Consider the following 14,232-nt stretch of genomic DNA (forward strand, 5'->3'; position numbering starts at 1 on the left):
CGCCGCCAGTGAGAAGCCAGGGCTGCGATTTCGGCTCGGCAACGACCGGGAATGATATTCCGCGGCGGGGGTGGGCGTCGGTGGGCTGCCCTACAGTGGCGGCGTGTTCGTCATCGACGGCCGGGTGGTCTACAGCGCCTCCGATCTCGCCGCGGCCGCTCGCTGCGAGTACGCGCTGCTGCGCTCGTTCGACGTCAAGCTGGGCCGCGCGCCGCAAGTCTCCGGCGATGACGAGATGCTGTCTCGCACATCACAATTGGGAGACCAGCACGAGCAGCGGCACCTCGACGCACTGCGTGACGACGCCGAGATCACCGTCATCGGCCGGCCGGACTACACATTCGCAGGCCTGACCGCGGCGGCCGAGCAGACGCTGCGAGCGATCGAGCGGCGGGCGCCGGTGATCTACCAGGCCGCGATGTTCGACGGCCGGTTCGTCGGGTTCGCCGACTTCATCCGGCTCGAAGAGTCCGAGCAGGGCCCGCGCTATCGCCTGCGCGACACCAAGCTGGCCCGCTCGGTGAAGGTCGAGGCCCTGCTGCAGCTGGCCGCCTACGTCGACACCCTCCTCGCGGCGGGAGTCCCTGTCTCGCCCGAGGTCGACCTGGTCCTCGGCGACGGCGCGATCGTCAGCTATCCGGTCGACGAGCTCCTGCCGGTGTACCGACCCCGCCGCGCCGCGCTGCAGCAGCTGCTGGACCGGCACGAGGCCGCCGGCACCCCGGCGTCGTGGGAGGACGAGTCGGTGCGCGCGTGCTTCCGCTGCGCCGACTGCGAGGAGCAGGTCCGCGCGCACGACGATCTGCTACTGGTCGCGGGTATGCGGGTCAGCCAGCGCGCCCGGCTGCTCGACGCGGGTGTCACGACCGTGCGCGAACTCGCCGCTCACCAGGGCTCCGTGCCCGACCTGCCGCCCCGCACCGTCGCGGCGCTGACCGGCCAGGCCCGCCTGCAGATCGCCGATCGCGTCGACGGCAAACCGCCCTACCGCGTCGTCGATCCGCAGCCGCTGATGGTGCTGCCCGACGCCGACAAAGGCGATCTGTTCTTCGACTTCGAGGGCGATCCGCTGTGGACCGCCGACGGCCACGAATGGGGTCTGGAATACCTGTGGGGCGTGCTGACCGTCGCCGACGAATTCTCGCCGCTGTGGGCGCACACCCGCGCCGACGAACGCGCGGCGCTGATCGCGTTCCTCGACATGGTCCGCAAGCGCCGGCGGCGCTACCCCCGCATGCACATCTACCACTACGCGGCGTATGAGAAGAGCACGCTGCTGCGGTTGGCGGGCCGCTACGGCGTCGGTGAACGCGACGTCGACGAGCTGCTCCGCGAAGGCGTGCTGGTGGATCTGTATCCGTTGGTGCGCAAGAGTATTCGAGTCGGCACCGAGAACTACAGCATCAAGAGCCTGGAACCGCTCTACATGGGCAACGAGTTGCGCGACGGTGAGGTCACCACCGCCACCGCGTCGATCACCGAGTACGCCCACTACTGCGAGCTGCGCGACGCAGGCCGTGCCGACGACGCCGCGACGGTGCTCAAGGAGATCGAGGAGTACAACCGCTACGACTGCCGATCGACGCGCCGGCTGCGCGACTGGTTGGTGGCGCGCGCCATCGAAGCCGGAGTGCCGCCCCGCGGACCCGTGCCGGTCGACGGCGCGACGATACAGACCGCCGAGCCCGATGCGGTCGAACGCCGATTGCTGAAGTTCGCCGGCGACGGTGTGGACCCGCGAACGCCCGAGCAGACGGCGATCGCGATGATCGCCGCGGCCAAGGGTTTTCACCAGCGGGAGGACAAGCCGTTCTGGTGGGGCCACTTCGACCGGGTGAACAATCCGGTCGAGGAGTGGGCCGATGCCAGCGGGGTGTTCCTGGTCGAGAGCGCCGAGATCGCCGAGGACTGGCACACACCGCCCCGGGCTCGTAAACCGCAGCGCCGCATCGTGCTTCGAGGTGAGATCGCCAACGGGGACCTAGCTCGAGAGATGTACGCGCTCTACGATCCGCCGGCTCCGGCGGGCCTGGCCGACGACCCCGATCGCCGGGGGTTCGCCACGGTGTCCGTGGTCGAGTGTGACAACGTCGACGCCCCGACCGAGGTGACCGTGATCGAGCGCCAACCCAAAGACGGCGACATCTTCACGCAGGTACCGTTCGCGCTGACTCCCGGCCCGCCGATCAGCACCAAACCGCTGGCGGAGTCCATCGCCGCGACCGCAGCGGACGTCGCTGCCGCGCTGCCCCGGATGCATCCCGGCGCGATGACCGATCTGCTGCTGCGCCGCGACCCTCGCACCCGCAGCGGCGCCGCGCTGCCCGACTCCGGCGTCGTCGTCGACGACATCACGGCCGCGCTGCTCGATCTCGACGCGTCCTACCTGGCGGTGCACGGTCCGCCCGGCACCGGCAAGACGTACACCGCCGCCCAGGTGATCGCCCGGCTGGTCAACGACCACGGCTGGCGGGTCGGGGTCGTCGCGCAGGCGCACGCGGTCGTGGAGAACCTGTTCGCCGGCATCCTGCGGGTCGGTGTCGACGGCACGCGGGTGGCCAAGAAGCTCAGCTCCGGCGACGGCGCCTGGACCGAGATCACCAACCCGCAGTTCGCCGACTTCATCGCCGGGCACGAGGGCTGCGTGGTCGGGGGCACCGCGTGGGATTTCGCCAGTGCCACCAAGGTTCCGGCCGGCTCGCTGGACCTGCTCGTCGTCGAGGAGGCCGGCCAGTTCAGCCTCGCCAACACGATCGCGGTGGCCCGCGCGGCGCGTAGCCTGCTGCTGCTCGGCGATCCGCAACAGCTGCCGCAGGTCAGCCAGGGCACCCACCCGGAACCGGTGGACGGCTCGGCACTCGCGTGGCTCGTCGACGGCCACCACACCCTGCCTGCTGAGCGCGGCTACTTCCTGCACTGCTCCTACCGGATGCATCCTCAGGTGTGCCGCGGGGTCTCCCGGCTGTCCTACGACAACCGGCTGCAATCGCACGAACCGGTGACCGCCGCGCGCACGCTCGCCGGCGTCGCGCCCGGCATCCGCACGCTGGCCGTCCCCCACCACGGCAACGTCACCGACAGCCCCGAAGAGGCCGCGGCGATCGTCGCCGCGATCGGTGACCTGCTCGGCGCCGAATGGACCGACGAGGACGGCACCCGCCCGCTCGCGCAGCGCGACGTCCTCGTCGTCACCCCGTACAACGCGCAGGTCGTGCAAGTGCGCAACCACCTCGACGCCGCGGGATATGCCGACGTGCCAGTGGGCACCGTGGACAAGTTCCAGGGTCAGCAGGCGCCGGTGGTGTTCGTGTCCATGACGGCGTCCTCGATCGACGAGGCTCCTCGCGGAATCGCCTTCCTGCTCAACAGGAATCGGCTCAACGTCGCGGTCAGCCGGGCGAAGTACCTGGCCGTGATCGTGCGGTCACCGCAGCTCACCGAATACCTACCCGGTACGCCCGATCGCCTGGTCGAATTGGGCGCGTTCCTGTCGCTGTCCGCATGTGATACACCGGGCCCATGACCGAAGCGCTGACAGAACAGCTCGCGGCGATCGTCGGTGCCTCGCAGGTGAGCACCGACGCCGACGTGCTCTCCGGCCGCAGCACCGACTACACCGGGCGCTACCGGGGCAGGGCGGCAGTGCTGGTGCGTCCCGGGTCCGCTGACGACGTGGCCGCGGTGCTGACCGCGTGCCGTGACGCCGGGGTGAGCGTGACCGTGCAGGGCGGGCGCACATCGCTGGTGGCGGGCACCGTGCCCGAACACGACGACGTGCTGCTCTCGACCGAGCGGCTGCGTGAGATCGGCGACGTCGACACCGTGGAGCGCCGCGTGCACGTCGGCGCCGGGGTGACGCTGGCCGAGGTGCAGCGCGCCGCGACGGCGGCCGGCCTGGTGTTCGGAGTCGACCTGGCCGCCCGCGACTCGGCGACCGTCGGCGGGATGGCCTCGACGAATGCGGGCGGGCTGCGCACCGTCAGCTACGGCAACATGGGCGAACAGGTGCTGGGCCTCGACGTCGTGCTGCCCGACGGATCGATCGTGCACCGGCACAGCCAGGTGCGCAGCGACAACACCGGATACGACCTGGCGTCGCTGTTCGTGGGCGCCGAGGGCACGCTGGGGGTGATCACCGGACTGGACCTGCGGCTGCACCCCGCCCCCGGCCACCGCGTCACGGCGATCTGCGGCTACGCCGATCTGGACGCGCTGCTCGCCACCGCGCGGGTGTTCCGGGACATGGCGGGCATCGCGGCACTGGAGCTCATCGACGCGCGGGCCAGCGCGTTGACCGCCGAGCACGTCGGTGTCGCCGCCCCCGTCGACGGTGACTGGTTGCTGCTGATCGAGCTGGCCGGCGATACCGACCTGACCGACCGGCTGGCCGACGCTCTGACCGACGCCGAACTGGTCGGCGAACCCGCCGTCGGCGTCGACACGGGAGCGCAGCAGCGGCTCTGGCAGGTCCGCGAGGCGGTCGCCGACGTGCTCGGCGTCTACGGTCCGCCCTTGAAATTCGATGTGTCGCTGCCACTCTCGTCGATCAAGGCGTTCGCCGCCGATGCGGTGGCGCTGGTCGCCGAGCATGCGCCCGAGGCGATCCCGGTGCTGTTCGGGCATGTCGGCGAAGGCAACCTGCACCTCAACATCGTGCGGTGCGCACTGACCGGCGAGCCCGAGCGCGCGCTCTACACCGCGATGATGGCGCTGATCGCCCGCCACGACGGCAACGTCAGCTCCGAGCACGGTGTGGGCACCCGCAAACGGGACTACGTCTCGATGTCGCGCAGCGACGCCGACATCGCCGCGATGCGGGCGGTCAAGGCCGCCTTCGACCCCACCGGGTATCTGAACCCCGCGGTGCTGTTCGGCTGAGCGTCGATGTCCCGTAGCGTGGCGGCGATGACGAGCATCGAGGCCGACTACCTGGTGATCGGCGCAGGCGCGATGGGGATGGCGTTCGTCGACACGCTGCTGACCGAAACCGATGCGACGGTCGTGCTCGTCGACGAGAACCACCAGCCGGGCGGGCACTGGAACTGGGTGTATCCGTTCGTGCGGCTGCACCAGCCCTCGTCGTATTACGGGGTGAATTCGCGGGCGCTGGGCAACGAGGACTGGATCGACCAGTCAGGGCCCAACGAGGGGTTCTTCGAGCTGGCGACCGGCCACGAGGTGTGCTCCTACTACGACCAGGTGATGCGTCACCAGATGCTGCCGACCGGTCGGCTGCAGTACTACCCGTCCTCGCACTATCTGGGCGACAACAGGTTTCGCACCCTCGACGGCGCCGAACACGAGGTCACCGTCCGACGCCGGATCGTCGACGCGACATTCCTGCTCACCGTCGTGCAGTCGATGCGGACGGCGCCGTTCTCGGTGGCCGACGGCATCGAGGTGGTCACCCCCAACGATCTACCCCGCCGGGCCGCGGGTCGCGAGCACTACACGATCGTCGGCGGCGGCAAGACGGGCATGGACTGCTGCCTGTGGCTGCTGCGCTCCGGTGTCTCGCCGCAGAGTCTGCGATGGATCATGCCGCGCGACTCCTGGCTGCTGAACAGGGCGCACATCCAGCCCGGCGGGCAGTTCGTGAAGAGCTTTCGCGAATCGATCGCCTCCCGGATGGCCGCCATCGCCGAGGCGACCTCGGTGGAGGACCTGTTCGCCCGGCTCGAAGCGGACGCGACCCTGTTCCGGCTCGACCCCGCCGTCACACCGACGATGTATCACTGCGCGATCGTGTCCTCCCGTGAGCTGGACCAGCTTCGCCTGATCGACGACGTGGTCCGACTCGGCCACCTCGAACGCGCCGAACACGACCGAATCGTGTTGCGCGGGGGAGAGATCGAGGTATCGACGCCGTCGCTGTACGTGGACTGCACGACGCAGGGACTGCCCCGGCCGCCGTCGGTGCCGGTGTTCGACGGCGAGAAGATCACGCTGCAGAGCGTGCGGGGATGCCAGCAGGTGTTCAGTTCGGCGTTCATCGCCCACGTGGAGGCCGCCTACGCCGACGACGCCGTCCGCAACGACCTGTGCGCACCCATCATGCACCCCGACGCGCCGCTGGACTGGCTGCGAATCCTGCTGTCGGACAACAAAGCTCAGGTGCGCTGGTTGAAAGACCCAGAGCTGATGGACTGGCTGAAGGCATCCCGGCTCAATGTGCTGCGCGACATCTTCCCCGATTTCGGCGACAAGATCCGCGTGCGTGATCGCGCGTTCGGCGCCCTGACCACAGCGCTGACCAAGACCAACGACCAGTTGAGCGCGCTGATGGAGAGCGGTTAGCCGCGCGCGTGGCGCCCGCCGCTGTCGGGTTCGGCGAGGACCCGGTCCAGCACATCAGTGTCGACATCCCGGTCGGAATCCCGATCGACATCCCGGTCGACATCCCGGTCGACCAGGTACTCGACGTAGTCGTCGTCATCGACCCAGTCGTCGTCGACCCAATCCCCGTCGTCGTCGGCGTCCGTTCGGATGTCCGCTCGGGAGACTCCAGCCGCCGCCCACCGCCGCGCCACACCGCCGGTGAGGAACAGCGCCGCGATGACACCGAAGAGCGCGATGAACGCCGGCAGCAGCATCGCCTGCGACATGGCCGCCGAGAACGGGGCGTGCAGGAATCCCGGCAGCTGCGCCACCGCGCCCTCCGACGCTCCCCCGCCGCCGGCACCGCCCGGCATCTCCGCCGACAGCCGTGCCGCCAGGAACGCGGCCATCCCCGCACTGCCCAGCACGGAGCCGACCTGGCGGGTGGTGTTGTAGACCCCGGAGCCGGCCCCGGCCACATGCGGTGGGAGGTTCCTGGTGGCCGTCGCCGCCAGCGGTGACCAGATGAACGCCATGCCGACACCCATCAGCGTCAGCGGCACGACCAGTCGCCAGATCGGCGTGGTCGGGGTCATGTCGATCGCCAGCCAGGTCAGCCCGATGGCCAGCACCGAGAACCCGAACCCGATGACGGGGCGCGGGTGCGCGCGGTCGACGATCTTGCCGACCAGCGGCGCGAGCACGCCGGTCGCCACGGCCATCGGCGCGGTCAGCAGCGCCGCCCGCGTCGGCGTGAGACCACAGACGGCCTGGGCGTAGAACATCAGCGGCAGGATCATCGATGTCGCGACGAACCCCATCGTCGCGATCGCGAGGTTCGACATCGAGAAGTCGCGATCGCCGAAGATCGCCAGCGGGACGAGCGGCTCGCGGCGGGTGACCGACTGCCACATCACGAAGCAGGCCATCACCGCGATCCCGACCCCGATCGCCGCCCAGATCCACGGCGCCCAGTTGTGGGCCTGCCCCTCCTGTAGACCGAAGACGATCAGGAACAACCCGACCGCGGACAGCGCCACGCCCAGCAGGTCGACGTGTTTGCTCTGGGTCGGCAGCGCCGGCACCAGCCGCAGTGCCAGCACCAGACCGACCACGCCCACCGGCACGTTGACGAAGAAGATCCACTGCCAACCCAGGTGGTCGACCAGCACGCCTCCGGCCAGCGGGCCCACCAGCGTGGCCACCCCGGCCGTCGCACCCCACACGCTCATCGCGACGCCTCGCCGTTCGGCGGGGAACGTGCGGGTGATCACCGACAACGTCTGCGGCGTGAGCAGCGCAGCACCGACGCCCTGCAGCACCCGGGCGGCGACCAGCATTCCGATGCTGCCGGACAGCCCGCACCACAGCGAGGCCAGCGTGAACACCGACAATCCGACGAGATAGACGTTGCGCGGACCGAATCGGTCACCGAGGCGACCGGACACAAGGAGCGGCACGGCGTAGGCCAGCAGGTAGGCGCTGGTCACCCAGATCACGGCGTCGTATCCGACGCCGAGCGCCTCCATGATCGCCGGATTGGCGACGGCGACGATCGTCGCGTCGACCAGGATCATGAAGAAGCCGACGAGAAGCGCCCACAGGGCATGCCAGGGATTGGCCCCCGGGGCGCGTGGCGTCACGAAATCGAGCATGGTCTAAGGCAATCCGCAATGACAGGTGGGAGATGGACCGCGCCGACGCTACGGATCGGCGCCATTCACGACAAGTCCGGTGCGGGTGCGCGGTGCGCTCCGGTCAGCAGCAGCGCCGCCAACGCGACCACCACGCCGGTGGCCATCACCGAGGCCATCGCCAGCTCATCGTTGCCCAGCACCCCGACCAGGGGCGCAACAGCTGCACCCAGGCCGAATTGGACCGCGCCGAGCAGTGCCGCTGCCGTGCCCGCGGCATCCGGATGCCGCGTCAGCGCGACCGCGGGTGCGTTCGGGATCACGAGCCCCATCGCGGCGAGAATCGCCCACACCGGCACGACGAACGCGGCCAGCCCGCCCACGTGCGCAGCGGCCAACGCAACGAACACCACACCGAACAGCGACGCTGCCGCCAGCGCCCACACCATGATCCGCTGCGGGGAGAACCGGCGCAGCAGCACCACGTTGAATTGCGTCGACCCGATCAGCGCGATCGCACCGGCGCCGAACACCAGCGCGAATGCCGTCTGACCGATGCCGTACCGGCCCTGCAGGACGAACGAGGCGCCCGCGATGTAGGCGAACAATCCGCTCATACCGAGCGCCGCGACCAACACCAGGATCACGAACCGGGTGTCGCGCAGCAGCTCGACATAGGTCCGGGCGATCCCGCCGACCTTCAACGGACGCCGGTGCGCGACGGGCAGCGTCTCGGGCAGGGCCAGCGCGGCCATCACCAAGATGGCTCCGGCCAAGACGACCAGGGCGGCGAACACCCAATGCCAGGACGCGTTGAGCAGCACCGCAGCGCCCAGCGACGGTGCGAGCACCGGCGCGACACCGAGTACCAGCATCAGCCGCGACATCACGGTGGCCGCCACGTTGTCCTTGTACAGATCGCCCACCACCGCGATCGCCACCACCATGCCTGCAGCCGCGCCGACGCCCTGCAGACCGCGGGCGACACCCAGGACCGCGATGTTCGGCGCGAACAGGCACAGCAGCGAGGCCAGCATGTGCAGCACGATGCCGGCCATCAACGGCTTGCGACGACCCAGAGAGTCGGACAGCGGACCGATGATCAGCTGGCCCAGCGCCAGACCGGCCAGCGTGCCCGTCAGCGTCAACTGCGCCACCGACGACGTCACCGACAGCTCGTCGGCGATCCTCGGGAGCGCCGGCAGGTACATGTCGATGGTCAGCGGGCCCAGCGCGACCAGCAGGCCGAGAACCACGATCATCTTCAGGCGGCTGGGAGGGGTCGCCGGCGATTCACCCACTCCCCGACTCGCGTCGGTCTCGAGGGGCGTCAGGTCCACGTCTGGGGATACTGCCATGCAATTGGTTAGCGCGGCTTCCCAGTGAATTCTTCCCCTCTCGGCGAACAGTGATCGCCGTCACCTTTGGGTACCCCGGACGGGTGGTGAATCGTTTCTCAGGTGTTTCCAGGCATTAACCTGGGAACGAGTCCACTCGACGAGAGGCCGATCGATGAGTGCATGGTCACGGGCGAAGAGCAAAGAGCCCGCAGTCCAGGAGGACGATCCCAGCGCCGCCGCGAAGGCGCTCAGCCAGATCATCGAACGCGGCGCCCGTGTGCAAGGTCCGGCGGTCCGCGCCTATGTGGCGCGACTGCGTGAGAGCAACCCAGGGGCCACCCCGGCCGAGATCATCACCAAGCTGGAGAAGCACTACGTGGCCGCGGTGATGGCCAGCGGAGCGGCGGTCGGCTCCGCGGCCGCCTTCCCCGGCATCGGCACCCTGGTCGCGATGTCCGCGGTCGCCGGGGAGACGGTGGTGTTCCTGGAGGCCACCGCGGTGTTCGTGCTGGCGGTCGCCGAAGTGCACGGTGTGCCCGCCGAAGAACGCGAGCGTCGGCGCGCCCTCGTGCTGGCCGTGCTCGTCGGTGACGACAGCAAGGGCGCGATCGCTGATCTGCTCGGCCGCGGACGCACCAGCGGCGGCTGGTTGTCCGACGGTGCCGCGTCGCTGCCGCTGCCTGCGGTGTCACAGCTCAACAACCGCCTGCTGAAGTACTTCGTCAAGCGCTACACACTCAAGAGGGGCGCGATGATGTTCGGCAAGATGCTGCCCGTCGGCATCGGCGCCGTCGTCGGCGGTGTCGGCAATCGGATGATGAGCAAGAAGATCGTGCAGAACGCCCACAGCGCCTTCGGGCCACCGCCCCCGCGCTGGCCGTCACCGCTGCATCTGCTGCCCGCGCCGCCCACCTGAGCGGCGCCGGCGCACCGGCGCGCCGCCGGTCGTTCACCGGTCGGCCATGTCCGGAATGACCACAACGACCCATACCCACGTTGCCTGGTCCCGCCGGTCGCCGAAGCGCTAGCCTTGACGAGGCGGAATTGCGGGTGACCGCACACCGGGTTCAATCAAGGGGTGGCCGGCTGCCGCGGAGCACTGGCCGGAAACGAAGAATTGAGGCGAACAGCAGCCGTGAATTCACCTTCACCATTCGGTCAGAACGAGTGGTTGGTCGAAGAGATGTACCGCAAGTTCCGCGAGGATCCCTCGTCGGTGGACCCGAGTTGGCACGAGTTCCTCGTCGACTACTCCCCCGAGCCCACCACCGACGCCTCCAGTGCCCCAGCCCGCGCGAACGGGTCGTCCACCCGCTCGTCCGGCCCGGTGAGCCCGCCCGAACCCGCCCCGGCCCCTCCGCCGAAGACCGCGAGCAGCAACGGCGCCGCGAAAGCCGCGCCGGCGCAGAAGGCTCCCGAGAAGAAGACGCAGGCAGCGAAGACGGACGTGAAGGCGCCAGAGAAGGCCCCCGAGAAGAAGGCCCCCGAGAAGAGCGCCCCGAACTCCGACGGCGGCGACGAGACGCAGGTGCTGCGCGGCGCCGCAGCGGCCGTGGTCAAGAACATGTCCGCCTCGCTGGACGTGCCGACCGCCACCAGCGTGCGGGCCATTCCGGCCAAGGCGATGATCGACAACCGGATCGTCATCAACAACCACCTCAAGCGCACCCGCGGCGGCAAGATCTCCTTCACCCACCTGCTGGGCTACGCAATCGTGCAGGCGGTCAAGAAGTTCCCGAACATGAACCGGCACTTCGCCGAGGTCGACGGCAAGCCCAACGCCATCACCCCCGCGCACACGAACCTCGGCCTGGCCATCGACCTGCAGGGTAAGAACGGAAGCCGCCAGCTCGTCGTCGCGTCGATCAAGAACTGCGAGACCATGCGGTTCGGCCAGTTCATCGCCGCCTACGAGGACATCGTCCGCCGCGCCCGCGACGGGAAGCTGACCGCCGAAGACTTTGCGGGCGTGACCATTTCGCTGACCAACCCCGGCACCATCGGCACCGTGCACTCGGTGCCGCGCCTGATGCAGGGCCAGGGCGCGATCATCGGCGCCGGCGCGATGGAGTACCCCGCGGAATTCCAGGGCGCCAGCGAAGAGCGCATCAACGAGGTCGGCATCGGCAAGCTGATGACGCTCACCTCCACCTACGACCACCGCATCATCCAGGGCGCGGAGTCGGGCGACTTCCTGCGCACCATCCACCAACTGCTGCTCGACGACGAGTTCTACGACGAGATCTTCCGCGAGCTCGGCATCCCCTACGAGCCGGTGCGCTGGCGCATCGACAACCCAGACTCGATCGAGGACAAGAACGCTCGTGTCATCGAGCTGATCGCGGCCTACCGCAACCGCGGTCACCTGATGGCCGACATCGACCCGCTGCGGTTGGACAACACCCGCTTCCGCAGCCACCCCGACCTCGACGTGAACACTCACGGCCTGACGCTGTGGGATCTCGACCGAGAGTTCAAGGTCAACGGATTCGCCGGCAAGACGCACAAGAAGTTGCGTGACGTCCTCGGCCTGCTCCGTGATGCGTACTGCCGCCACGTCGGCGTGGAGTACACCCACATCCTCGAGCCCGAGCAGCAGCAGTGGCTGCAGGAGCGCATCGAGGTCAAGCACGAGAAGCCCACGGTCGCCGAGCAGAAGTACATTCTGTCGAAGCTCAATGCGGCCGAGGCTTTCGAGACCTTCCTCCAGACGAAATATGTTGGCCAGAAGCGCTTTTCGCTGGAGGGCGCGGAGACCGTCATCCCGATGATGGACGCTGCGATCGATCAGGCCGCCGAGCACGGGTTGCACGAGGTCGTGATCGGCATGCCGCACCGCGGCCGGCTCAACGTGCTGGCCAACATCGTCGGCAAGCCCTACAGCCAGATCTTCACCGAGTTCGAGGGCAACCTGAACCCGTCGCAGGCGCACGGCTCCGGCGACGTGAAGTACCACCTCGGCGCCTCGGGCACCTACCTGCAGATGTTCGGCGACAACGACATCGCGGTGTCCCTGGTCGCCAACCCCAGCCACCTCGAGGCCGTCGACCCGGTACTCGAAGGCATCGTCCGCGCCAAGCAGGACATGCTGGACACGGGCGAAGAGACCAACGGCAGCAACGACTTCACCGTCGTGCCGATGATGCTGCACGGCGACGCCGCATTCGCCGGGCAGGGCGTGGTGGCCGAGACGCTGAACCTGGCGCTGCTGCGCGGGTACCGCACCGGCGGCACGATCCACATCATCGTCAACAACCAGATCGGCTTCACGACATCGCCGTACGACTCCCGCTCATCGGAGTACTGCACCGACGTGGCGAAGATGATCGGCGCGCCCATCTTCCACGTCAACGGCGACGATCCCGAAGCCGCGGTGTGGGTGGCCAAGTTGGCCATGGACTTCCGTCAGAAGTTCAAGAAGGACGTCGTCATCGACATGCTGTGCTACCGCCGTCGCGGGCACAACGAGGGCGACGACCCGTCGATGACGCAGCCCAACATGTATGACGTCATCGACACCAAGCGCGGGGTCCGCAAGACCTACACCGAAGCGCTGATCGGCCGCGGCGACATCTCGATGAAAGAGGCCGAGGACGCGCTGCGCGACTACCAGGGCCAGCTCGAACGGGTCTTCAACGAGGTCCGAGAACTCGAGAAGCACGCCGTGGAACCCAGCCACTCCGTGGAATCCGACCAGATGGTGCCGGCCGGCATGACCACCGCGGTGGACAAGTCGCTGCTGGCCCGCATCGGTGACGCGCATCTGGCGTTCGGCGAGGACTTCAACGTGCACCCCCGCGTCAAGCCGGTTCTGGAGAAGCGCCGCGAGATGGCCTATGAGGGCAAGGTGGACTGGGCGTTCGCGGAACTGCTCGCGCTCGGCACGTTCCTGGCCGAGGGCAAGACCATCCGGCTGACGGGTCAGGACACCCGGCGCGGCACCTTCACGCAGCGCCACTCGGTGATCATCGACCGCAAGACCGGTAAGGAGTTCACCCCGCTGGACCTGCTGACCGTCGACTCCGACGGCAACCCGACCGGGGGCCGGTTCATGGTCTACGACTCGGCGCTCTCGGAGTACGCCGCGGTCGGCTTCGAGTACGGCTACTCGGTGGGCAACCCCAAAGCGCTGGTGCTGTGGGAGGCGCAGTTCGGCGACTTCGTCAACGGTGCGCAGTCGATCATCGACGAGTTCATCAGCTCCGGCGAGGCCAAGTGGGGGCAGCTCTCCGACGTCGTGCTGTTGCTGCCGCACGGCCACGAGGGTCAGGGCCCCGACCACACGTCCGCCCGCATCGAGCGATTCCTGCTGCTGTGGGCCGAGGGCTCGATGACCATCGCGATGCCGTCGACACCGGCGAACTACTTCCATCTGCTGCGTCGTCACGGCCTCGACGGCATCCAGCGCCCGTTGATCGTTGCGACACCGAAGTCGATGCTGCGCAACAAGGCTGCCGTGAGCGACCTGAAGGACTTCACCGAACAGAAGTTCCGATCGGTGCTCGAGGAGCCCACCTACGACGAGGGCGACGGCGACCGGTCGAAGGTCACGCGCATCCTGCTGACCAGCGGCAAGCTGTACTACGAGCTGGCCGCCCGCAAGACCAAGGACAAGCGCGAGGACGTCGCGATCGTGCGCGTCGAACAGTTGGCGCCGCTGCCCAGACGACGGTTGGCCGAGACGCTGGACCGCTACCCGAACGCCAAGGAGAAGTTCTGGGTGCAGGAAGAGCCGGCCAACCAGGGTGCGTGGCCGACGATGGGCCTGACGCTGCCCGAGCTGCTGCCCGACCACCTGGCCGGGATCAAGCGGATCTCGCGGCGGGCGATGTCGGCTCCGTCCTCGGGCTCGTCGAAGGTGCACGCGGTCGAGCAGCAGGAGATCATCGACGAGGCGTTCGCCTAGCCTCGTTCGGCGAGCGAGCGGGTCTGTACGCCGA

The 14,232-nt window shown here is 68.5% G+C and carries 7 protein-coding genes; 5 read left to right on the forward strand and 2 right to left on the reverse strand.

Annotated elements, in window-relative coordinates; all coding sequences use genetic code 11:
- Positions 1 to 103 precede the first annotated feature (103 nt).
- Genes ACZ50N_RS18280 through ACZ50N_RS18290 form a run of 3 tightly spaced genes read left to right on the forward strand, consistent with a single transcriptional unit; the run spans position 104 to position 6,297 of the window.
- On the forward strand, positions 104 to 3,523 hold the full coding sequence (locus ACZ50N_RS18280) for a TM0106 family RecB-like putative nuclease (RefSeq protein WP_464473475.1): 3,420 nt from the start codon (positions 104 to 106) through the stop codon (positions 3,521 to 3,523).
- Complete coding sequence (locus ACZ50N_RS18285; protein ID WP_464473476.1) at positions 3,520 to 4,878, forward strand: FAD-binding oxidoreductase; 1,359 nt, start codon at positions 3,520 to 3,522, stop codon at positions 4,876 to 4,878. The genes ACZ50N_RS18280 and ACZ50N_RS18285 overlap by 4 nt, the downstream gene beginning before the upstream one ends.
- Positions 4,879 to 4,905: 27 nt before the next feature.
- Complete coding sequence (locus ACZ50N_RS18290) at positions 4,906 to 6,297, forward strand: NAD(P)/FAD-dependent oxidoreductase (RefSeq protein WP_464473477.1); 1,392 nt, start codon at positions 4,906 to 4,908, stop codon at positions 6,295 to 6,297.
- Here ACZ50N_RS18290 and ACZ50N_RS18295 read toward each other — a convergent pair.
- Both ACZ50N_RS18295 and ACZ50N_RS18300 read right to left on the reverse strand, forming a co-directional pair.
- Positions 6,294 to 7,973, reverse strand: coding sequence for an MFS transporter (locus tag ACZ50N_RS18295; RefSeq protein WP_464473478.1), 1,680 nt, complete (start codon positions 7,971 to 7,973; stop codon positions 6,294 to 6,296). The genes ACZ50N_RS18290 and ACZ50N_RS18295 overlap by 4 nt on opposite strands.
- A 65-nt stretch (positions 7,974 to 8,038) precedes the next feature.
- On the reverse strand, positions 8,039 to 9,310 hold the full coding sequence (locus ACZ50N_RS18300) for a multidrug effflux MFS transporter (protein ID WP_464473479.1): 1,272 nt from the start codon (positions 9,308 to 9,310) through the stop codon (positions 8,039 to 8,041).
- A gap of 154 nt (positions 9,311 to 9,464) precedes the next feature.
- On the opposite strand from ACZ50N_RS18300, the gene ACZ50N_RS18305 reads away from it, so the two are divergent.
- Both ACZ50N_RS18305 and ACZ50N_RS18310 read left to right on the forward strand, forming a co-directional pair.
- Positions 9,465 to 10,208 carry a hypothetical protein gene (locus tag ACZ50N_RS18305; RefSeq protein WP_046362654.1) on the forward strand — a complete coding sequence of 248 codons (744 nt, stop codon included), beginning with the start codon at positions 9,465 to 9,467 and terminating at the stop codon, positions 10,206 to 10,208.
- 267 nt (positions 10,209 to 10,475) lie between these two features.
- Positions 10,476 to 14,198, forward strand: coding sequence for a multifunctional oxoglutarate decarboxylase/oxoglutarate dehydrogenase thiamine pyrophosphate-binding subunit/dihydrolipoyllysine-residue succinyltransferase subunit (locus ACZ50N_RS18310; RefSeq protein ID WP_464475673.1), 3,723 nt, complete (start codon positions 10,476 to 10,478; stop codon positions 14,196 to 14,198).
- Positions 14,199 to 14,232: the final 34 nt, after the last annotated feature.

Source organism: Mycolicibacterium obuense (genome assembly GCF_055397605.1).